Here is a 22,112-nt window from a genome sequence, read left to right on the forward strand (position 1 = left end):
TACAATCGCGAGCTGTTTACGTCCCGTCAGTAGACTGGGCAGCCACGCGAACGAATCCGAGAGTTTAAACCACCGCCCCATGTCGAAGCTCGATCGCTACCTCCTGCGTGATTTCGTCCAGAGTTTCCTGGCCACCCTGATCGTCCTGCTGGTGGTAAGCGTGGGTGGGGTGCTGGTGGACATCCTCGGCAACATCGCCGACGGCCGCCTGCCGGCCCGCCTGCTGTTCTCCCAGCTGGGCCTGCAGTTCATCGTCTACATGCCGCTGATCCTGCCGCTGGCGCTGATGCTGGGCCTGCTACTGGCCACGGCCCGGCTGTACCGCGACTCGGAAATGGCGGTCCTGACCGCCATCGGGGTCGGCCCCAGGCGCCTGCTGCGGCCGGTGCTGATGCTGGTGCTGCCGGTGGTGGGGCTGGTGGCGCTGTGCTCGCTGTGGCTGGGCCCGTGGGCCGACCGCACCAGCGAGCGGCTGATCGCCGATGCCAACCGCAGCCTGGTCATGGCCGGGCTGGAATCGGGCAAGTTCACCATGCTGCCCAACGGCGGGGTGGTCTACCTGTCCGCAGTGAGCACCGACGGCAGCAGCCTGGGCCGGATCTTCGTGCAGCGCACCCGCGGCGACCGCATTGAAGTGGCCTCGGCCGAGCGCGGCAAGATGTTCTTCGAAGGCGAGCGCCAGCGCTACCTGCGGCTGGAAGACGGCCACCAGATCGAAGGCCCCGGCAACGGCGGGCTGGATTACCGGTTGATGACCTTCGCCAGCAACGACGTGGCCCTGCCTGACGGTGCCGACACCCGCGACACCGATGACTCCGAACTGCTGCCGACCACCCAGCTGTTCGGCGACGACCGGCCCGAGGCCCAGGCGCAGCTGCATTCCCGCCTGACCCCGCCGCTGATCGCACTGGCGTTCGCGCTGATGACCCTGCCGCTGGCGCGCAGTTCTCCGCGGCAGCAGCGCTATGGGCGCATGATGCTGGCCTTCCTCGCTTACATGGTCGGCACCAACCTGATGTTCATCGGTACCCGCTGGATCGCCGACGGCAAGCTGCCGGCCAACCTGGGCCTGTGGTGGCTCAGCCTGCCGCTGCTGGCACTGGCGATATGGATGTACCTGCGTGACGGCCGGCTGTCGCGCCCGCGGAGGACCGCATGAGGCTGCTCCCGATGCGTTTCGACGTGTACCTGGGCCGTGCGGTGTTTGGCACGGTGCTGCTGACCTGGGCGGTGCTGATCGGCCTGGACGTGGTGATGGCGCTGTCCGGCGAGTTCAAGGACGTGGGCAAGGGCGGCTATACGCTCGGCCATGCCGTGGCCTGGGTGCTGTACACCGTGCCGCGCAGGGCCTACACGTTCTTCCCTACCGCGGCGGTGATCGGCGCGCTGATGGGCCTGGGGCAGATGGCGGCCACCTCGGAACTGACCGCGCTGCGCGCGCTGGGGCTGTCGCGCAAGCGGCTCAGCGCCTCGGTGGCGATCGCGCTGTCGTTGATGACCGCGGTGATGGTGTTGAGTGGCGAAACCCTGGCGCCGTGGGCGCAGGAGCGTGCCGACAACATCAAGGCCAGCGCGAAATCCGGGCAGAGCCTGTCCGCCTCACGCTATTCGGGAATCTGGGTGCGCGAGGGCGACACCTTCCTCAGCGCGGGCAGCGGCGAAGAACAGCTGCTGCCCGGAGGGGGCACCCAGCTGACCCTGAATGACGTGCGGCTGTACCAGATCGCGGCCAACGGCGGCATTGCAACACTGACCCACGCTGCCACCGTGGTGCACGGCGCGGACGGCTGGACGCTGAACCAGGTCCGTCGCGACACCTTCGGCGAGCGCTCGGCCACCCGCACCACCGCAGCCTCGGAAAAGTGGAATTCGCAGCTGGATGCCGGCGCGCTGGCCACCGGTTTCTCCAAGCCGCGCAACCTGGCCGCGCGCGACCTGCGCACCAGCATCGAGTACCGCAAGCGCAACGGGCTGGATGCGCGCGATTTCGAGGACATCTACTGGAGCCGCTGGTTCTACCCGCTCAACGTGCTGGCGCTGTGCCTGGCCGCGGTGCCGTTCGCGTTCGGGTCGCTGCGCAGCGGCGGCATGGGCAAGCGCCTGTTCCTGGGCATCCTGTTCGCGCTGGGCTTCTGGCTGCTGCAGCTGTTCTTCGGCCGAATGGCCGGTGCCCTGAAGTTCGACTACCGCATCGCCTACGCGCTGCCGCCGATCGTGATGCTGGTGGTGTCGGGCATGTTGTTCCGGCGCAAGTCGGGGTGATGGGCTGACGGGCGGCTTCGGTCGGGTCTAAACGCGGGTGGGATGGTCTCAACCGGTGTTGGACCGGTGTTGGATGCTTGAGCCGCGCTGCGCGCGGTTTCCGGCCAACGGCCGGGGCTACGGATTGTTACAGGCCCATTGGGATCCGGATCAACCAACCATGGGCTTCGAGGGGGTAGGGTCGGTTCCCAAACGACTGCCGATACCGATGATCGGCCCTTTGACGCATGGACGTTGATCGAAGAAGCGCCATTAACGCTTCGGCGCCCGCTGCATTCGCGTATGGGACATCCGGTCATGCCACGTCTGGCGCTGGCGGTCGATCAACGCCCACCACAGCCCGAGACCGCCCAGCAGCACCGACACCGTACCCACCGCATAACGCAGCCACAGCTGCCGCCGCGTGGGCGCGGTGCCATCGGCGCCTACCACCTGCAATCGCCACGGCCGCATTCCAAGGGTCTGGCCGCCGCGCCGCCAGCTTTCAACGGCATACACCCCGGTCACCGCCCAGCAACACCCCCACAGCAGCCACTGCAACGCACTGAACGGGGCGATGTTGTCGCGCAGCGCATGGCCGGCCGCATAGCCGGCGGTGAACAGCGCGCCGACCAGCATCCACAGCGCCAGTGCCGGGAAGAAGTCATACAGCAGCGACAGCAGTCGCCACACCAGCAGCGATGCAGGGCGGGCGGTATCCGTGGCCACAGCGGTAGGTGCGCTCATGCGCCGAGCATACCTGCGCCGGCGTCCGGTTTCCGTATCCTGTGCGCATGCCCGACACCACCACCCCCGCCGCGCGCCGCCAGCTGGTGCAGCACCTGCCCGAGCTGCGCGCCGACGATGCCACGCTGATCCGCCACTTCCTGGACGCAATCTGGGCCGAGCAGGGCCTGGCTCGCGCCAGCCTGGACAGCTACCGGCGCGATCTGGAAGGCCTTGCGCGCTGGCGCGACGGCGCGGGCGGCGGCCTGGCCGGCATCGACCGCGCCGGCCTGTTCGACTACCTGGCGTGGCGCGCGAAGCACGGCTGGTCGCCGCGCAGCAACGCGCGGCTGCTGTCGGCGCTGCGCGCTTTCTTCGCTGACGCGCTGCGGCGCGGCCAGCGCAGCGAAGACCCGAGCGCGCTGCTGGACCCGCCACGGTTGCCGCGCCTGCTGCCCAAGGCGCTGGCCGAGAGCCAGATCGATGCGCTGCTCGCCGCGCCGGACGTGGCGCAGCCGCTGGGCCTGCGCGACCGCGCAATGCTCGAGCTGATGTATGCCGCCGGCCTGCGCGTGAGCGAACTGGTCGAGCTGCCGGCCAATGCGGTGAACCTGCGCCAGGGCGTATTGCGGGTAACGGGCAAGGGCAGCAAGGAACGGCTCGTGCCGCTGGGCGAGGAATCCCAGCACTGGCTGGAGCGCTACCTGCGCGAGGCGCGGCCGCAGCTGGTCGGCACGCGGACGGTGCCGGCGCGCGACGGCGAGGTGCCGCTGTTCCTGGAACCCTCGCTGCAGCCGCTGAGCCGCCAGCAGTTCTGGACGCTGGTGAAGAAATACGCCGCGCTGGCCGGGATCGATCCGGTGCGGATCAGCCCGCACGGGCTGCGGCACAGCTTCGCCACCCACCTGCTCAACCGCGGCGCCGACCTGCGCGCGCTGCAGATGCTGCTGGGCCACAGCTCGCTGTCCACCACCCAGATCTACACCCTGGTCGCGCGCGAGCACCTGCAGAAGCTGCACGCGAAACACCACCCGCGCGGGTAGGGTCGACCCCTCAGGCGCTGGATTCACCCGGTCGCCAGTCGCGCGGCAGGCTGATCGCGCGGGGCTCGCCCAGCCGCGGCGGTTTCGGCGGCGCCGGGCCGGTGGGCAACGGCCGTGCCAGCCACGACGCGTGGCGGTCGGCGTCGACCGGATCGACCAGCCGGGCGGTGGCGACCCGCCCGCCGGGGCCGTCGCTGTTGGTCAGCATTTCCCGCCGCAGGTAGCGCACCACGTTCGACTCTGGACCTGCCTGGGCCGAACCCACTGGCGCACGCACTTTCAGCTCGTTGAAGACCGCTGCGACCGCCTGCATCGGTCGCAGGGTGGGATCCGCGTCGGCCATGAGTCTTGCGGTGGCCAGCACTTCAGCGCGCAGCTCCTTGAGCGAGTTTAACCGGCCGTCCCACACGCCTTCGGCCAACCTCGCCATGGCGCGGTCCTGGAACTGTTCGATGGACGCCACCGAGGTCCGCGAGGTGACCGACGTGCGTGACGCCAGCGACTCCAGCGAACCGGAGAGACTGTGCGTGGCGGACACCGGAGAAGGGTTGCAGATGCGGGTCAGCATGTCCTGCATGGACTGGCTGTGCGCCATGGGCGATCGATCCCGATACAGCGTCTGGCGCAGGTCGGTCAGGTAGCGGCTGCGGTTGACCAGCTGCGTTGCGGTCAGGTGGCCCCCACGCCACGCCTGGGTTAAACGCGCTTCCCGGTTCTTGATCGCGATGAGGGCCGTGTCGAAGCGGCCGTTGTTGGGAGAGCGGACACTCAGCTCCACCTTGGCTGCGGTGCTGCCAAGCTGTGCTTTGACCCAGACCAGTGGGGAAGGAATGCGCATGCGGCGGGGAATCGATTCGGGGGATGGAATCATCCCCGCCCGGGGCGGCGCCGGCTTTCAGGAATCGCTCGGCCTCACGGGCCTCACCCGCGCGGCTGTGCGAGAATCCGGCCACTCTCTTCCGTGGATGTACAGATGCGTCGAGTTCTTACCGTGGCCCTGTTCAGTGCGCTCAGCGTGAGTGCCTGCGCCCAGCCGGCCGCCCCCGGTGCCACGCCGGCGGCCAAGCCGGGCAGCAACGCTGCCGCCCCCGCCGCCAAGGGCAATGCGACTGCCGACCAGACCGTGCGCAGCGCGCTGGCCGGGCTGGACCCGAAGTTCAAGCCGGACTACATCGGCGCCGCGCCGTTCCCCGGGTTCCGCGAGGTGCTGGTCGGCGGGCAGGTGCTGTACGTCTCCGACGACGGCCGTTACCTGATGCAGTCGCAGCCCTATGACATCCAGAACCGCGCGCCGGCCAGCAGTGCCGGCCTGCTGGCCTACCGCAAGGCACTGCTGGACAAGGTGCCGCGTGGCGAGCGGATCGTGTTCGCCGCCGCCAAGCCCAAGCACACCCTGACGGTATTCACCGACATCGAATGCGGCTACTGCCGCAAGATGCACCAGGACATTCCGGAGCTGAACAAGCTCGGCATCACCGTGGAATACCTGGCCTTCCCGCGCATGGGCCCGGCCAGCCAGGATTTCAAAGACATGATCTCGGTCTGGTGCGCGGCCGATCGCCGCCAGGCACTGACCAGCGCCAAGCAGGGCCAGCCGGTGGCGCCGAAGAACTGCACCAGCCCGGTGGCCATGCAGTACAACCTCGGCCAGCAGGTGGGCGTGAGCGGCACCCCGGCGGTATTCGCCGCCGATGGTACCCAGCTGGGCGGCTATGTGCCGCCGGCGCAGCTGCTCAAGGCGCTGGAGCGCCAGGCGAACTGAGCCAGCGCCGCTTTGGATCACAGGGTCCGAAGCGGCGCCTCACGCCAGGTCGAATCGTCGACCACGTCGCCCAGCAGTCGTACACGTACCCCGTACCGTTGCGTGAGCTCTGCCAGGATGTCCGTCATCAGGTCGTCCTGCGCGGGAGTCGTGAACAGCGTGTGCGCCGTCTCGTGCGGTGACGAGGGTGGCGCCGTAACGCTCACCGCATCCCATTCGCCCTCGGCGTCGCTGGCGGGGTAGTCGCCGTCGTCGGGCAGGTCGTCAGCGCCCCCAGCGCCAGCCAGCCTGGATTCACCGAACAGATCGGCGGTGCTGCTGTCGCAGCGCGGATCCAGGAAGTCCCGCAGTGCGCTTCCGCCGAAGCCATGGTGCAGCCAACTGTGGTTGTCGGGCAGCGCGGTTACCCGCGGCGCGGCCCATCCTGGCGAGCGTACGGCACGGAAGAAAAAGGATGGCGCGCCTGCGCGGGGCCCAGGGTCGGACCGTGGCGGGTCGAATGAGCTGCGGAGCTCTTCGCGGTCTTTCTTCCATTTCCGGTTGTCGTTGCGGATGGCGGTGAGGATCGGCGTCTTGACCGCGCGTCGGTCTTTGAGGGTCGTCTGTGCGCTCCGGCTGCCGAAGCCGGCGAAGATGCACAGCAGGGCGGTGGGGGTCCGCATGGGATGCAAGGCGCCATGGAAAAAGGGACCGCCATTATTGAAAGGCAGTCCCTGTCGGCTTCCAGAAAATGCTCAGGTACTGGCATGCGCGCATCCCTGCGTCGCTTTCAGTCGCGAATGACGCGTCCCTGCGCGAGCGGGGTGCAACCGTGGCGTTGCGCGTCTGCGTTGCAGTTACGTCATGCATGGCGGCATGCAGGTGCACCCGGGGCCATGGCGGCCCCGGGCGCGGTGACGCTTATTTCAGGCCATTGCTGATCGTGTTGACCAGCGTGCCCTGGGTGTCATCGCCGCTGAACTCCCAGAAGAACGCGCCGCCCAGTCCCTGGGTTTTCACGTAGCCCATCTTCTCGGTCACCATCGCCGGGGTGTCGAAGCTCCAGAAGGTGGTGCCGTTGTAGCTCCAGGTGGCCCGCGCGGTGGCGTCGGTGAAGACCGGATGGTTGAGGTTCTTCAACACCTTCCAGTCTTCGATGCCCGCCTCGTAGGTCCCCGGTGCGGCCGTGCCCGTCTGGTACAGCCCGTTGTTGACGTTGGGCACGTTGGTCCAGCCGCGGCCGTAGAAGCCGATGCCCAGGTTGAGCTTGCTGGCCGGCACCCCGCGGGCGAGGAAGGCTTCCATCGCATCGTTGCTGTTGTACAGCTTCACATCACCGGTGGAAGGGTCGGCCGGCGAATCGAACAGCGCCGAATGGTGCCCGGTCTTCGGGTCGAACGCGCCGTGGAAGTCGTACGTCATCACGTTGATGAAATCCAGGTACGGGTGGTACGCCGCCGGATCGGTCACGCGGATCTTGTCGATGCCCGCGCCTACCGCCACGGTCAGCAACAGGCCCGGCCGCACCGCATCGAGCTGGCGGCGGAATTCGGCCATCAGCGCGGTGAAGTTGGCATTGTCGGCCGGGGTCCCGCAGGCGATGCCGCACGCCACCGGGTATTCCCAGTCGATGTCGATGCCGTCGAACACACCCGCCGCCGCGCCCACGCCACCGGCACCGTCGGTCACCGGCAGGTTGCCCTTGATGTAGGCATCGATGCACGAGGCCACGAAGGCCTGGCGGTTGGCCGGCTGCGCCGCGCTGGAGAAGCCGCGCGACCAGGTCCAGCCACCCAGCGAGATCAACACCTTCACGTTCGGGTGCTTGGCCTTGAGCTGCTTGAGCTGGTTCCAGTTGCCGCGCAGCGGCTGGTCCCAGGTGTCGGCGCTGCCGCTGACGCTTTCACCGGCCTGGAAGGCCTTGGTGTAATCGGCGAACGCATCGCCGCCGGCGCCGGTGTTCGGGTCGGAGGGCTGGGTGACGCCCACTTCGCAGCGGTTGTTGCGCACGTTGCCGAAGGCGTAGTTGATGTGGGTCAGCTTGCTGGCCGAACCACTGGTGTCGATGTTCTTGACCCGGTAATTGCGCCCGTAGATGCCCCACTGGGTGAAGTAGCCGATCACCCGCTTGTTGCCGCCACTGCCGCCACCGGCACTGGTGGTCACGCTGATCGTGGTACTGCGGGCCGAGGCGTTGCCGGCGTTGTCGCGCGCACGCACCGCATAGGTGTAGGCGGTGCTGGCGGTGAGCCCGCCGTCGGTGAACTGGGTGGCGCTGGGCGAGCCGACCAGGTTGCCGTTGCGGTATACGTCGTAGCCGGCCACGCCGCTGCCACCGCTGTTGTCGGTGGCCGCGTTCCAGGCCAGGTTGACCGTGGTCGCGGTCTTCGAGGGTGAGGCAAGGCCGCCCGGTACGCTGGGCGCGGTGGTGTCGTTGCTGGCCGCGTTGACGGTCACGCTGACCGTGGCCGACGAGGTCACCGCATTGTTGTTGTCGGTCGCAACGGCTTTGAAGGTATGGGTGCCGGCCGCCGCGTTGGCCCAGCTCACGCTGTACGGCGCGCTGGTGTCGACGCCGAGCGAGGTGCCGCCGCGGAAGAACTCGACCTTGCTCACGCTGCCATCGGCGTCGCTGGCGTTGGCGCTGACCGTGATCGTGCTGCCGGCGCTGAAGCTGGCGCCGTTGGCCGGCGAGGTCAGGCTGACGCTGGGCGGCTGGTTGCTGCCGCCGCTGTCGCAGGCGCCCAGGTTGGTGTAGTACGGCGCGCCGGCCGGGTGGTCGGGCGGGGCATTCCAGATGTCCTGGTTGGCCCGGTACAGCACGCCGCCCTTCTGCAGGGTGGTGCCTTGCTTGTAGATCACGTTGCCGTCCCACACCGGCACGCCGGTACAGCCGGCGGCCAGGGCAAGGCCCGGGCTCAGGGCCGCCGAGCCCAGGGCGAGGGCCAGCAGCCAGCGCCGATGCCGGGCCGGTCGATGGGGAGATAACGATGTCACCTTACTGCGCGCACTCGGGTCAGCCATGGTCGTACTCCGATCAAGGTGATGGGCACTGGGCGGCGGGGTACCGCCCAGCGTTGCAGCAGGTCCGGGGCCGGTGAGAGAGGCCGGCGACAGCTCAGGGGGCGGACATGGGACCCCACCGGGACGGTGTGCCCGGCGGGTCGTGGCAACGTTGTCATGGATTGCCATGGCAATCCGTGCGCCAGCGCAAGGTTCCGAGCGTCCGATCGTGCCCACCCCGGGACGCGAGGGGTCGGGGCGGCGACCACCGGGGGGCGCGGACCGGTACAATAGTGGGCCCCGTTCCCAACCACGGTTCCCCGGACATGATGGTCCTCGAGGGCGCATCCGCCCTTTCGCCGTTCCGCCGCGAACGTCTTGAATCCCGCCTCCAGTCCCTGGCCGCCGATCTGCGCATCACCGGTGCCTGGCATGTGTACTTCATCCAGACCGAGGGCGACGCCGCCCCGGACCCGGTGGTCCTGACCCGGATCCTGGAAGCCGAGCCGGCCCCGGCTGCGCGCGCGGAAGGGGCGATCAGCCGCTTCGTGGTGCCGCGCCTGGGCACGCTGTCGCCGTGGTCGAGCAAGGCCACCGAACTGGTGCGTGGCGCCGGGCAGCCGATCCGCCGGGTGGAACGCGGACTGCGCATCGACCTGGCCGGCTGGCCGGCGGATGCCGAGACCCGCGAGGCGGTGGTGCGTGCGTTGCACGACCCGATGACCCAGTCGGTGCTGGACGATGCCGCCCAGGCCCAGGCGCTGTTCAGCGCGCCGGCCCGCGGCGAGCTGGAGCGGGTGGCACTGGACGACCTGGAAGCGGCCAACCGCCGGCTCGGCCTGGCCATGGCCCAGGACGAGATCGACTACCTGCGCCAGCGCTTCGGCGAACTCGGCCGCAAGCCGTCGGACGTGGAACTGATGATGTTCGCGCAGGCCAATTCCGAGCACTGCCGGCACAAGATCTTCAACGCCAGCTGGACCATCGATGGCGCGGACAAGCCGCACTCGCTGTTCCGCATGATCAAGAACACCCACCAGCAGACCCCGCAGCACACGCTCAGCGCCTACAGCGACAACGCGGCGGTGGTGGCCGGCTTCCCGGCCGCGCGCTACCGCCCGGACCCGGCCAGCGGCCAGTACCGCAGCGAACCGGTGGTCGATTCGGCGTTCTGCATCAAGGTGGAAACGCATAACCACCCGACCGCGATCGCCCCTTTCCCGGGCGCATCGACCGGTGCCGGCGGCGAGATCCGCGACGAAGGCGCCACCGGCCGCGGTGGCAAGCCCAAGGCCGGCCTGACCGGGTTCTCGGTCTCGCACCTGCGCATCCCGACCCTGCCGCAGCCGTGGGAAGCGCCGCGCGCGCTGAACCCGCGCATGGCGCCGGCGCTGGACATCATGCTGGAGGGCCCGCTCGGCGGCGCCGCCTTCAACAATGAATTCGGCCGGCCGAACCTGCTGGGCTACTTCCGCAGCTTCGAACTGCCGGAAGGCGAGGGCCTGACCCGCGCCTACGACAAGCCGATCATGCTGGCCGGTGGCCTCGGCGCGATCGACCAGGTGCAGGTCGAAAAGCTGAAGCTGCAGCCGGGCGACGCGGTGATCGTGCTCGGTGGCCCGGCCATGCTGATCGGCCTGGGCGGCGGCGCCGCAAGTTCGGTGGCCTCCGGCGAAAGCGCCGAGGACCTGGATTTCGCCAGCGTGCAGCGCGACAACCCGGAGATGGAACGGCGCTGCCAGGAAGTGATCGACCGCTGCGTCGCGCTGGGCCTGGACAACCCGATCCGCTGGTTCCACGACGTGGGCGCCGGTGGCCTGTCCAACGCGATTCCGGAACTGCTGCACGACTCCGGCGTGGGCGGGGTGATCGACCTCGGCAAGGTGCCCACCGACGACCCGTCGCTGTCGCCGATGCAGCTGTGGTGCAACGAATCGCAGGAACGCTACGTGCTCGGCGTGCCGCAGGAGCGCCTGGCCGAGTTCGCCGCGCTGTGCGCACGCGAGCGTTGCCCATTCGCCGCCGTCGGCGTGGCCACGGCAGAGGAACGCCTGGTGGTCGCCTATGGCGCGACCGTCGGCAACATCCCGGCCGATGCCCCGATCGACCTGCCGATGGACGTGCTGTTCGGCAAGCCGCCGAAGATGCACCGCGACACCGCGCACCCGGCGGCACCGCGCTGGCCGGCGCTGAAGACCGGCGGGCTGGACCTGCACGAGGCCGGCCTGCGCGTGCTGGCACACCCGTCGGTGGCGTCGAAGAACTTCCTGGTCACCATTGGTGACCGCAGCGTCGGCGGCCTGACCGCACGCGAACAGATGATCGGTCCGTGGCAGCTGCCGCTGGCCAACGTCGCGATCACCCTGGCCGGGTTCGATACCCTGGCCGGTGAAGCGATGGCGATCGGCGAACGCACCCCGCTGGCGCTGCTCGATGCCGCCGCCTCGGCGCGCATGGCGGTGGGCGAAGCGATCACCAACCTGTGCGCGGCCCCGGTCGACGCGCTGGAAACGGTGAAGCTGTCGGCCAACTGGATGGCGGCGGCGGGCCATGACGGCGAAGACGCGCTGCTGTACGACGCGGTGCGCGCGGTCGGCATGGAGCTGTGCCCGCAGCTGGACCTGAGCATTCCGGTCGGCAAGGACTCGCTGTCGATGCAGGCGCAGTGGCACGACGCCGGCCAGGCGCACAAGTCGGTGTCGCCGGTGTCGCTGGTGATCTCCGCGTTCGCGCCGGTGGCCGACGCCAGCACCCAGTTGACCCCGCTGCTGGACCGCGATGCCGACAGCGAGCTGTGGCTGATCGGGCTGGGCGCGGGCAAACAGCGCCTGGGCGGTTCCATCCTGGCCCAGGTGCATGCCGACCACAGCGCGCTGCCGGCCTTCGCCGGTGCCGTGCCGGACCTGGACGACCCGCAGCGCCTGCGTGCGTTCTTTGAACTGATCCGCGACGCGCGCCAGTCCGGACTGCTGCTGGCCTACCACGACCGCAGCGATGGCGGCGCGTTCGCGGCGCTGTGCGAAATGGCCTTTGCCTCGCGCCAGGGCCTGGACATCACCCTGGACGCGTGGGGCGACGACCCGTTCCGCAGCCTGTTCAACGAGGAACTGGGTGCGGTGGTGCAGATCGCGCGCGAAGACCGTGCGGCCTTCGCCGACCTGGTCGAGCGCCACGCGCTGACCGAGTGCGCCCAGCGCATCGCCAGGCCGACCACCGCACCGGTGGTGCGGGTGTCGCTGCAGGGCGAAAGCCTGGTGGAATGGCGCTGGGAAGCGCTGTTCGACGCCTGGTGGTCGGTTACCCACGCCATGCAGAAGCTGCGCGACAACCCGGACAATGCCGACCAGGAGCGCGCCATCGCGCGCAGCTTCACCGCGCCCGGCCTGAAGCCGAAGCTCAGCTTCGACCTCAATGAAGACGTGGCCATGCCGTTCATCAACACCGGCGCGCGTCCGCGCGTGGCCGTGCTGCGCGAGCAGGGCGTCAACGGCCAGATCGAAATGGCCAACATCTTCGAGCGTGCCGGCTTCAGCAGTTTCGACGTGCACATGAGCGACCTGATCGAAGGCCGCGTGGACCTGGCCGACTTCACCGGCCTGGCCGCCTGCGGTGGCTTCAGCTACGGCGACGTGCTGGGTGCCGGTCGCGGCTGGGCGACCTCGGTGCTGGAGCGCAGCGCGCTGCGCGATGCGTTCGCCACGTTCTTCGCACGCCCTGACAGCTTCGCGCTGGGGGTGTGCAATGGCTGCCAGATGATGAGCCAGCTCAAGGACATCATTCCCGGTGCCGACCACTGGCCACAGTTCCGCCGCAACCGCAGCGAGCAGTTCGAAGCGCGTACCGCATTGCTGGAAGTGGTGGAGTCGCCGTCCATCCTGCTGCGTGGCATGGCCGGTTCGCGCCTGCCGGTGGCGGTGGCGCACGGCGAAGGCCAGGCGGTGTTCGCCACCGCCGTGGACCAGGCCGCCGCGCGCGTAGCGCTGCGTTACGTGGATGGCGACGGCAACGTCGCGACCCAGTACCCGCTCAATCCGAACGGCTCGCCCGACGGCATCACCGGCCTGACCACCACCGACGGCCGGGTGACCATCATGATGCCGCACCCGGAGCGCACCCCGCGCGCGGTGAACCTGAGCTGGCATCCGGCGGACTGGAACGGCGACTCGCCGTGGCTGCGCATGTTCCGCAACGCAAGAGTATGGTGCGGCTGACCACGTGTGATGAAGTGGTGAGTACCGCGTGAAAAAACCGCCGACCTTGTCGGCGGTTTTTTTTTGCGCGCACACCAAACTGTGACGAAGCAACGAGTTACATCGCGTTACATGCAGCGGTGCGTGTGATGGCAAATGCTCACAAGCTGCTAACAAAACGCGCTTATGAATAGTCGGATCTGTGACGCCTCTCGCGTTCGTGGACTTTTTAACGTCAAAGTCTTGACGCCACCAAAACCCTGCGTTAACACTGAGGTCTCATTTCGACAGCGTTCAGTTCTGCAGTAACCCCAAGGATGGCGAGTTCTCTGTTCGTTGCACGCGCCGTTCGGCAGCTCACGCAGTAATCAAAAAAATTCCAAGCGAAAACGCCCCCAGGGGACGTTGGACCACGGTGTCCGGCGTTGGCGTCGCTTTGCCCGAAACCAGTCCAACCAGGAGTCGCATCGATGAATCGGATTTATCGCAAGGTCTGGAACAAAGCACTGGGGCAGATGGTGGTTGCCTCTGAATTGGCCAGCAGCCAGACCTCCGGCGTGGTGATCGACCAGCGACGGTCAGCCGGCGCACGCAGCGCATCGGCGCTGTCCGCCGCCATCGCGTTGACGCTTGGATTCGGGATGGGTGGGGCGCCGTCGGTTGCGCAGGCGCAATCAGTGGAGGTCGGTGGCAATGCGAACTGCGTGGTGCTCAACAGCAGCGTGATCGACAGCTGCGTGGTGGACGGCAACGCCACCGCCTCGGGCAGCAACGCCGTGGCGATCGGCAGCAACAGCACGGCGTCGGCCGCCAACAGCGTGGCGCTGGGCGCCGGCTCGCGCGCTGCGCGCGCCAACACGGTGTCGGTCGGTGATGCCGGCAGGGAGCGCCAGGTGACCAACGTCGCCGCCGGCACCGCCGCCACCGATGCGGTCAACAAGGCCCAGCTGGACACCGTGGCGGCCACCGCCGCCAGCGCCACGCGCTACTTCAAGGCTGACGGCGCGGGCGACGACAGCGACGCGGCCAGCATCGACGGGGACGGCGCGCTTGCCGCCGGTGCCGACGCCAGCGCGTTGGGCGATGGCGCCACCGCGCTGGGCAACACCAGCCAGGCGCTGGCCAACGCCACCACCGCAGTGGGCAGCGGTGCCGTCGCCGCCGGCCTCGGCGGCAGCGCCTTCGGCCAGGGCGCGCTCGCCATCGGCGATGCCACCGTGGCCTCCGGACAGAACGCCATGGCCTTCGGGCTCGGCGACGTCGCGGTAGGCGCGTCTGCCTTCGCTGCGAGTGAAAACGGTGCGGCCACCGCGATCGGTGGGCTGGCCGAAGCCAGTGCAGACGGTGCCACCGCGATCGGCGGCGGCGCACTGGCGATTGGTGCGGGCAGCACCTCGCTCGGCCGCGGCGCCGGCAGCGGTGGCGAAGCGTCCATCGCGGTGGGCGCCTTCAGCACCGCCGTGGCCGACTTCAGTGCCGCGCTCGGTTCCAACTCCGCCGCCGTTGCCGTTGGCAGCGTGGCGCTGGGCGCCGGCTCGTATGCCGATCGCGTGGACACCGTGTCGGTCGGCAACAACAACGGCCTGCAGCGGCAGATCACCCATGTGGCCGACGGCACCGAAGCCAACGATGCGGTGAACAAGGCGCAGCTGGACGAAGTGGGTGACGTGGCGTCGACCACGGCGAAATATTTCCAGGCCACCAGCAGCGCCGACAGCGACGCCGGTGCGTTCGCCGACGGCGACAACGCCACCGCCGCAGGCGAAGCCAGCAACGCCCTGGGCAGCGGCACCACCGCGCTCGGCAGCGGTGCAACGGCAGTGGCGCAGAACGCGACTGCGGTCGGTTACAACGCCCTTGCCAGCGGCCAGAACAGCGCCGCCTTCGGCAACAACGCGCAGGCCAACGGCGCGGGCAGCGTCGCGGTCGGCGGCGCGGCCGTGGATGAAGACGGCAACCCGCTGATCACCAACGGTGGGGTGCCGGTCGATACCGGCGCCACCAGCGCCAGCGTCGGCGGCACCGCCGTGGGCGCCAGTGCCGACGCGTCCGGCTTCGCGGCCTCGTCGTACGGCGTCGGCGCCTATGCGGCTGGCGCGCAGTCGTCGGCCTTCGGCGCGGTGGCCAATGCCACCGGCGATTACGCCACGGCGGTGGGCACGCAGAGCGCGGCCAGCGGCACCAGCAGCACCGCCATCGGCGGTCCGGTCGACCTGATTCCTGGACTGGGCTTCTTCGTCGACACCCAGGCCAGTGGCGAAGCCGCCACCGCGGTCGGTGCCGGTGCCATCGCCAGCGGCGACTACGCGGTGGCCAACGGCACGTTGAGCGAAGCTTCCGGCACCGAAGCGACGGCACTGGGTTACTTCGCCTACGCACCTGGCGAAGGCGCGTCCGCGCTGGGCGCGGAAAGCTGGGCCAGCGGCGAGCTGAGCACGGCGGTGGGCTTCTACAGCACGGCACGCGGCGCCAACAGCGTGGCGCTCGGGGCCAACTCCACGGCCGTGCGCGACAACACCGTGTCGGTCGGCGATGTCGGCAACGAACGCCAGGTCACCCATGTCGCCGCCGGTACCGAAGACACCGATGCGGTGAACAAGGCGCAGCTGGACGCCGTCGCGGACACCGCCGACGGTACCGCCTACCGCTTCAAGGCCAACGCCTCGCAGGACAGCGACGTGGGCGCGTTCGCCGATGGCGATGGCGCGCTCGCCGCCGGTGAGGCCAGCAACGCGTTCGGTGCGGGCGCTACCGCGGTGGGCAATGGCGCAGCGGCCGTCGGCGATGACACCGTTGCGGTCGGCCGCAATGTGGCCGCCAACGGCGCCGGCAGCGTCGCCATCGGTGGCGTCGGCCAGGCCTACGACCAGTACAACCAGCCGATCGTGGACGGCGACGGCAACGCGGTAACGGTGGGCACCACGGCCGCGCAGGACGCGGTCGCGGTCGGCGCCGGCGCGCAGGCCACCGGCGCACAGAGCAATGCCTTGGGCAGCGGCGCGCAGGCCACCGCCGACAACAGCCTGGCGCAGGGTTACAAGGCACGCGCCACCGGCGACTACAGCATCGCGCAGGGCGACAATGCGTTCGCCAGCGGCGTGGAGAGCACCGCCACCGGTGCCTATGCCTGGGCTACCGCGGAAAGCGCCACGGCGTTCGGTGCCAGCGCGTGGGCCACCGATGCCAATGCAACCGCGGTGGGTTACGCGGCCTGGGCCGATGGCGTCGGCGCCACCTCGATCGGCTACAACAGCTGGGCGCGCGGCAGCAGTTCCACCGCGCTCGGTCGCGGCGCGTTCGGCTATGGCGACAACAGCGTGGCCGTGGGCTACCAGGCGCTGGGCAACAGCATCAACACCATCGCCATCGGCACCAATGTCGTGGCCGGGGGCGAAAGCGCGATCGGCATCGGTGCGGGCAGCAATGCCAGCGCCTCCAACGCGGTTGCACTGGGCGCCGGTTCACGGGCTGATCGTGCCTACACCGTGTCGGTCGGCAATGACGACCAGCAGCGCCAGATCACCCAGGTGGCGGCGGGTACCGAAGGCACCGACGCAGTGAACGTCGACCAGCTCACTGCGGCCACCGACAAGTTCCAGGCCAGCGGTGACGGCGTGGCCGTGGCCGGCGGCGAGGAAAGCGTGGCGGCGGGTTCGAACGCGGCGACCGACGGTGACTACGCCACCGCCGTGGGCTCGAGCAGCTTCGCCAGCGGCAGTGGCGCGTCGGCCGTGGGCAGCGGCGCCTTCGCCCTGGCCGACAACGCCACCGCCGTGGGCTTCAACGCGCTGGCCACCACCGGCAACGCGACGGCGAGCGGTGCCAATGCACAAGCCACCGCCGAATACGCCACTGCCAATGGCGCCGAAAGCCTGGCGTCGGGCGAGCAGAGCACCGCCAATGGTGCGGCCAGCGTCGCCTCCGGCGCGGGCAGCCTGGCCAGTGGTGCGCTGTCCGAAGCGGCCGGTGAGGAATCGGTGGCGCTGGGTTACTACAGCACCGCAAGCGGCTCGGGCGCCACGGCGGTCGGCGCGGAGAGCGTGGTCAGCGGTACCCTGTCGGCCGGCTACGGTTTCGCCTCCGAAGCCACCGCCGGCTACACCACCGCGATTGGTGGCTATGCCGCCGCCACCGCCTTCAATGCGACCGCGCTGGGCAGCTTTGCCCAGGCCACCGGCTCCAACAGCGTCGCGCTCGGCGGTGATGCCGAAGCGACCGGCGCGTACAGCACCGCCACCGGCCAGGGCAGCCTGGCCAGCGGCACCAACAGCGTTGCCATCGGTGGCGCGCTGTTCGGCCTGCTGCCGACCGAAGCGTCCGGCAACTACTCCACCGCCGTGGGCGGGGGTGCGTGGTCGCCGGGCCTGAACAGCACCGCGCTGGGCAACGCCGCGACATCCGAAGGTGAAAACAGCGTGGCCCTGGGTGCGGACTCGATCGCCGACCGCGATGACAGCGTGTCGGTGGGCAGCGTGGGCAGCGAGCGCCAGGTCACCAACGTCGCCGCCGGTACCGAAGGCACCGACGCGGTCAACCTGGACCAGCTCAACGCGGTCGCCGACACGGCGGCCACCACCAGCAAATACTTCCAGGCCAGCGGCAGCGATGCCAGCGACGCCGGCGCATTCGTCGACGGCGATGACGCTTTGGCCGCCGGTGAAGCCAGCAACGCCATCGGCAACGGTGCCACCGCGCTCGGTGCCGGCAGCACCGTGGTGGCCAACGAGGCCACCGCAGTGGGCCTCAACGCCACCGCTACCGCGGACTATGCGGTGGCGATCGGCAGCAATGCGGCCAGCAGCGGCCAGGGCGCCGTCGCCCTCGGTGACCTGAGCACCGCCAGTGGCGGCGCCGCCATCGCCATTGGTGGCGGCGCGCTGTCGCAGGGCTTCGGCTCGGTGGCGGTCGGTGCGGGCGCGGAATCCAGTGGCCTGGCATCCACCGCAGTGGGCTATGGTGCCTGGGCGCTGGGTCGCGAAACCACGGCGATCGGCAACTTCGCCACCGCCGATGGCTGGGCCGCCAGCGCCTTCGGCGCGGGTGCGACGGCCGGCTTCTTCGGCACCGCGCTGGGTACCTACAGCTACGCCGATGAAGTGGCTACCGCGGTCGGCCAGGGCACGCGTGCCAACATCGCCGGTGCGGCGTTCGGCGTGCAGGCCAACGCGGGCGAGTACGGCGTCGCGCTGGGCAACAACGCGGCGACCGCGCAGAACGGCGTGGCGGTCGGCTTCAATGCACTGGCCGGCGCCGATGCCAACAGCGCCAGCCAGGGCATCCAGACCACGGCGGTCGGCAGCGAAGCCTGGGCCACCGAGGACGGTGCCACCGTGGTCGGTTACAACAGCTACGGGCAGGCCGTGAACGCGACCGTGCTCGGCAGCAACACCTGGACCACCAAGGACGCTGAAAACAGCGTCGCGATCGGTGCCGGCACGCTCGCCGACCGGGCCAATTCGGTGTCGGTCGGCGCTGCCGAAGCGTGGACCGATGCGGCGGGCGTGGTGCATGACGCCATCGACCGCCAGATCACCAACGTCGGCGCGGGTACCGAAGACACCGACGCGGTGAACGTGGCGCAGCTGAAGGAGGTCGCTGCGGTGGCGGAGACCACCAGCAGGTACTTCCAGGCCAGCGGCAGCGACGACAGCGATGCCGGCGCGTATGTCGAGGGCGACAACGCGTTGGCGGCCGGCGAGGCGGCCAATGCGATCGGCGACGGTGCCAGCGCGCTTGGCAGCGGCGCCACTGCGCTGGCCAACAACGCCACGGCGATCGGCTTCAACGCGCTGGCCACGGCGGAAGGTGCCGCGGCGCTGGGCAGCGACGCCCAGGCCACTGGTGACAACAGCGTCGCCGTGGGTACGGGCGCGGCCGCCAGCGAGATCGGTGCCAGCGCGATCGGTGCCGGTGCGCAGGCCTCCGGGGCCTACAGCACCGCCAGCGGCAGCGAAGCGATCGCGTCGGGCCAGCAGGCCACCGCGAACGGCTTCCGTTCCACCGCGTCGGAAGCCGGCGCGTCGTCGTTCGGCAGCTACAGCGAAGCCACCGGCGAGCTGTCCTCGGCCCTGGGCTATGGTGCGGTGGCCTCCAACGCGTACGCGACAGCGGTCGGCGCAGCGGCAACGGCTTCCGGTGCCAGCGCGGTGGCAGTCGGCGAGTTCAGCGAAGCCACCGGCGATGAAAGCGTGGCGGTCGGCGGCAGCACGTTCTTCGGCTTCATCCCGGCGCGTGCGTCGGGAACCGGCGCTGCCGCGTTCGGTGCCGGCGCATGGGCCACCGAGGACTACACCACGGCGATCGGCTGGAATGCCTGGGCCGATGCGGCCAGCGCCACCGCACTGGGTGAAAGCGCCACCGCGACCGGGCTGAACAGCGTCGCGCTCGGCGCCGGTTCCAGCGCCGACCGCGACAACAGCGTGTCGGTCGGCACCACCTCGTCGCAGCGGCAGATCACCAACGTTGCTGCAGGTACCGAAGGCACCGACGCGGTCAATCTGGACCAGCTCAACGCCGTGGCCGACACCGCCGAAGCAACCAACCGCTACTTCAAGGCGTCCGGCAGCGGCAATGGCGACGACGTGGGCAGCTACGTCGATGGCACCTATGCCACGGCGGCAGGCGAAGCGTCCAATGCCTTCGGCACCGGCGCCTCGGCCTACGGCAGCGGCTCGCTGGCCTCGGGTCGCTACGCGTCGGCGTCGGGCTACAACGCCTCGGCCACCGCCGATTCGGCCACCGCGATCGGCGGTGCGCTGTATTACGAAGATGCCAACGGCAACGTGCTGCTGGACAAGGCGACCAGCGCCAGCGGTACCGGCGCCACCGCGCTCGGTGCCGGTGCGCAGGCCAGCGGGGTGTTCAGCACCGCCAGCGGTGCCGGCGCAAGCTCGGCCGGCCTGCAGTCCTCGGCATTCGGTTACAGCGCCGAAGCCGGCAGTGACTACAGCACCGCCGTTGGGGCGTTCAGCGCCGCGAGCGGCGTCCGCACCACCGCCCTGGGCTATGGCGCTGAAGCCAGCGGCGATTACGCCTCGGCGCTCGGTTGGGGCAGCGCCGCCTCGGGCGCGTATGCCATCGCCATCGGCAACAGTGCCCTGGCCAGCGGCGCCAACAGCTTCGCCAGCGGCGCCAGCGCGTGGGCCACGGCGGCGCAGACCACCGCAGTCGGCCAGCTGGCCTGGGCGACCTCGGCCGGCTCCACCGCGATCGGCCAGGACAGCTACGCCTACAGCGGCCTCAACGCCACTGCACTCGGCAAGAGCGCCTGGGCCAATGGCACCGGCAGCGTGGCGCTTGGCGCAGGCGCGCGTGCAACCGAAGCCAACGTGGTCTCGGTGGGCGGCGGCAACGGCACCACCGGTCCGGCCACGCGCCGCATCACCAACGTCGGCGATGCGGTGAACGCGACCGATGCGGTGACCAAGGCGCAGCTGGACAGCGTAGCGGCCACCGCCGATGCGGTCGGCCAGCACTTCGACGCCAGTGGCAGCGGCGTGGCCAGCGCCAGCGGTACCGATGCACTGGCCGCGGGTTCGGGCGCCACCGCCAGCGGTACCCGCAGCAGTGCGCTGGGTACCGCGGCGACTGCCTCGGCCACCGGCGCCACCGCGGTCGGCGCCGATGCATCGGCGCGCGGCAGCAACAGCACCGTGCTTGGTCGCCTGGCCTCCACCAATGCCAGCAATGGCGTGGCGGTCGGCAACGGCGCCTTCGTCAGCAACGGCGCGAATGGCATCGCCATCGGCGCCGGCGCAGGCGCTTCCGGTGCCAATTCGGTGGCGCTGGGCGCGGGTTCCCGCGCGGTGGAAGCGAACGTGGTCTCGGTCGGTGGTGGCAACGGCACCGACGGTCCGGCCACGCGCCGCATCGTCAACGTCGCCGCCGGTCGCGTGGCCGCCGGCAGCACCGATGCGGTCACCGGCGGCCAGCTCAACACCACCAACCAGCGCGTGGGCGCGGTGGAAACCCGCGTGGGCGATATCGACGACCGCATCGGTTCGGTGGAAAACGCCACGGTCAACGCGCTGAGCTACGACGACAGCAGCCGCGACACGCTCACCCTGTCCGGTGCGCAGGGCACCACCCTGGACAACGTCGGCAGCGGGTCGATCGCCAGCAGCAGCCGCCAGGCGATCAACGGTGGACAGCTGTTCCAGGCGCTCACCGACACCGCCAGCTTCCTCGGCGGCGGCGCCAGCGTCGGCATGCAGGGCGTGTTCGTGGCGCCCAACTACGTGATCCAGGGCAGCACCTACACCAATGTGGGCGATGCGCTCGGTGCGCTCGATGCCAAGGTCAGCGACCTCGACCAGCGCATCGGCGGGGGCGGCAGCAACGTGGCGCGTGCACGTGCGGCGTCGGTATCCAGCGCCAGCGTGGCCGCCGCGCCCGAGGCGACCGATACCGCCACTGCGGCCAGCACCGATGCTGTCGCCAGTGCCGACACCGCGCGCGCGGCCACTGCCGATGCGTCCGCACCGGTGGTGCAGGGCACGCCGACGGCCGCCAGCTATGGCAGTTCGCAGCCGGTGGCTGCCGCGGTGCCGGTGACCTCGGTGGCGATGGGCGACGGCGCCGTCGCCAGCGGCGCCTCGGCCACCGCGATCGGGCAGGGGGCCAGCGCCACCGCCGCCAACTCGGTCGCGCTGGGCCAGGGCTCGGTCGCCGACCGCGCCGACACGGTGTCGGTGGGTGCGGTGGGCGCCGAACGCCAGGTGACCAACGTTGCCGCCGGCAGCGCCGCCACCGACGCGGTCAACAAGGGCCAGCTGGACGGCGGCATCGCCACCGCCAACGGCTATACCGACCAGCGGTTCAGTGCGATGGCCGATACCTTCGACATGTACAAGGGCGAAGTCGATGACCGCCTGCGTCGCCAGGATCGCCGCATCGACCGCCAGGGTGCGATGAACGCGGCCATGCTCAACATGGCCACCAGTGCCGCCGGCGTCCGCACCCAGAACCGCGTCGGTGTCGGCGTCGGTTTCCAGAGCGGTGAGTCGGCGTTGTCGCTGGGTTACCAGCGTGCGGTCAGCGACCGCGCCACCATCACCTTCGGTGGCGCGTTCAGCAGCGATGACAGCTCGGTGGGCGTGGGTGCCGGCTTCGGCTGGTAACCGCGGAATGGAATGCAGGGCCTGAGGGGGCGGGTCACGGGAACCCTGG

The 22,112-nt window shown here is 69.8% G+C and carries 10 protein-coding genes; 6 read left to right on the forward strand and 4 right to left on the reverse strand.

From position 1 onward, the window contains the following. Positions 1–79 precede the first annotated feature (79 nt). Entirely contained in the window at positions 80–1,159 is a 1,080-nt protein-coding gene (lptF, locus tag FSZ13_RS16340; RefSeq protein ID WP_145481481.1) for an LPS export ABC transporter permease LptF, read from the forward strand. Further along, the gene (lptG, locus tag FSZ13_RS16345; protein WP_145481482.1) at positions 1,156–2,262 is read left to right on the forward strand and encodes an LPS export ABC transporter permease LptG; all 1,107 of its coding nucleotides are present in this window, start codon (positions 1,156–1,158) and stop codon (positions 2,260–2,262) included. Before lptF ends, lptG begins: the two co-directional genes overlap by 4 nt. A gap of 252 nt (positions 2,263–2,514) precedes the next feature. Here lptG and FSZ13_RS16350 read toward each other — a convergent pair whose 3' ends face one another. Further along, complete coding sequence (locus FSZ13_RS16350) at positions 2,515–2,988, reverse strand: RDD family protein (protein WP_145481483.1); 474 nt, start codon at positions 2,986–2,988, stop codon at positions 2,515–2,517. A gap of 47 nt (positions 2,989–3,035) precedes the next feature. Here FSZ13_RS16350 and xerD point away from each other — a divergent pair, with 47 nt between their 5' ends. After that, entirely contained in the window at positions 3,036–4,010 is a 975-nt protein-coding gene (gene xerD / locus FSZ13_RS16355; protein WP_145481484.1) for a site-specific tyrosine recombinase XerD, read from the forward strand. Positions 4,011–4,020: 10 nt separating this feature from the next. Here the strand turns inward: xerD and FSZ13_RS16360 are convergent, their stop codons facing one another. Next, a complete protein-coding gene (locus FSZ13_RS16360) occupies positions 4,021–4,848 on the reverse strand; it encodes a hypothetical protein (protein ID WP_145481485.1) in 828 nt (275 codons plus the stop codon). Between the two features lie 135 nt (positions 4,849–4,983). On the opposite strand from FSZ13_RS16360, the gene FSZ13_RS16365 reads away from it, so the two are divergent. Continuing rightward, positions 4,984–5,772 carry a thioredoxin fold domain-containing protein gene (locus FSZ13_RS16365; RefSeq protein WP_145481486.1) on the forward strand — a complete coding sequence of 263 codons (789 nt, stop codon included), beginning with the start codon at positions 4,984–4,986 and terminating at the stop codon, positions 5,770–5,772. A 17-nt stretch (positions 5,773–5,789) separates the two neighbouring features. On the opposite strand, the gene FSZ13_RS16370 is transcribed toward FSZ13_RS16365, so the two are convergent. Both FSZ13_RS16370 and FSZ13_RS18830 read right to left on the reverse strand, forming a co-directional pair. Continuing rightward, entirely contained in the window at positions 5,790–6,434 is a 645-nt protein-coding gene (locus FSZ13_RS16370; RefSeq protein ID WP_145481487.1) for a hypothetical protein, read from the reverse strand. 238 nt (positions 6,435–6,672) lie between these two features. Further along, a complete protein-coding gene (locus tag FSZ13_RS18830; protein WP_145481488.1) occupies positions 6,673–8,775 on the reverse strand; it encodes a glycosyl hydrolase family 18 protein in 2,103 nt (700 codons plus the stop codon). Between the two features lie 305 nt (positions 8,776–9,080). On the opposite strand from FSZ13_RS18830, the gene purL reads away from it, so the two are divergent. Beyond that, the gene (gene purL / locus FSZ13_RS16380; RefSeq protein WP_145481489.1) at positions 9,081–12,965 is read left to right on the forward strand and encodes a phosphoribosylformylglycinamidine synthase; all 3,885 of its coding nucleotides are present in this window, start codon (positions 9,081–9,083) and stop codon (positions 12,963–12,965) included. A gap of 449 nt (positions 12,966–13,414) precedes the next feature. Further along, a complete protein-coding gene (locus FSZ13_RS16385; RefSeq protein WP_145481490.1) occupies positions 13,415–22,063 on the forward strand; it encodes an ESPR-type extended signal peptide-containing protein in 8,649 nt (2,882 codons plus the stop codon). The last annotated feature ends 49 nt before the right edge of the window (positions 22,064–22,112 follow it).

Source organism: Stenotrophomonas rhizophila (genome assembly GCF_007667275.1).
GTDB classification, from domain to species: Bacteria; Pseudomonadota; Gammaproteobacteria; order Xanthomonadales; family Xanthomonadaceae; genus Stenotrophomonas; species Stenotrophomonas maltophilia_AE.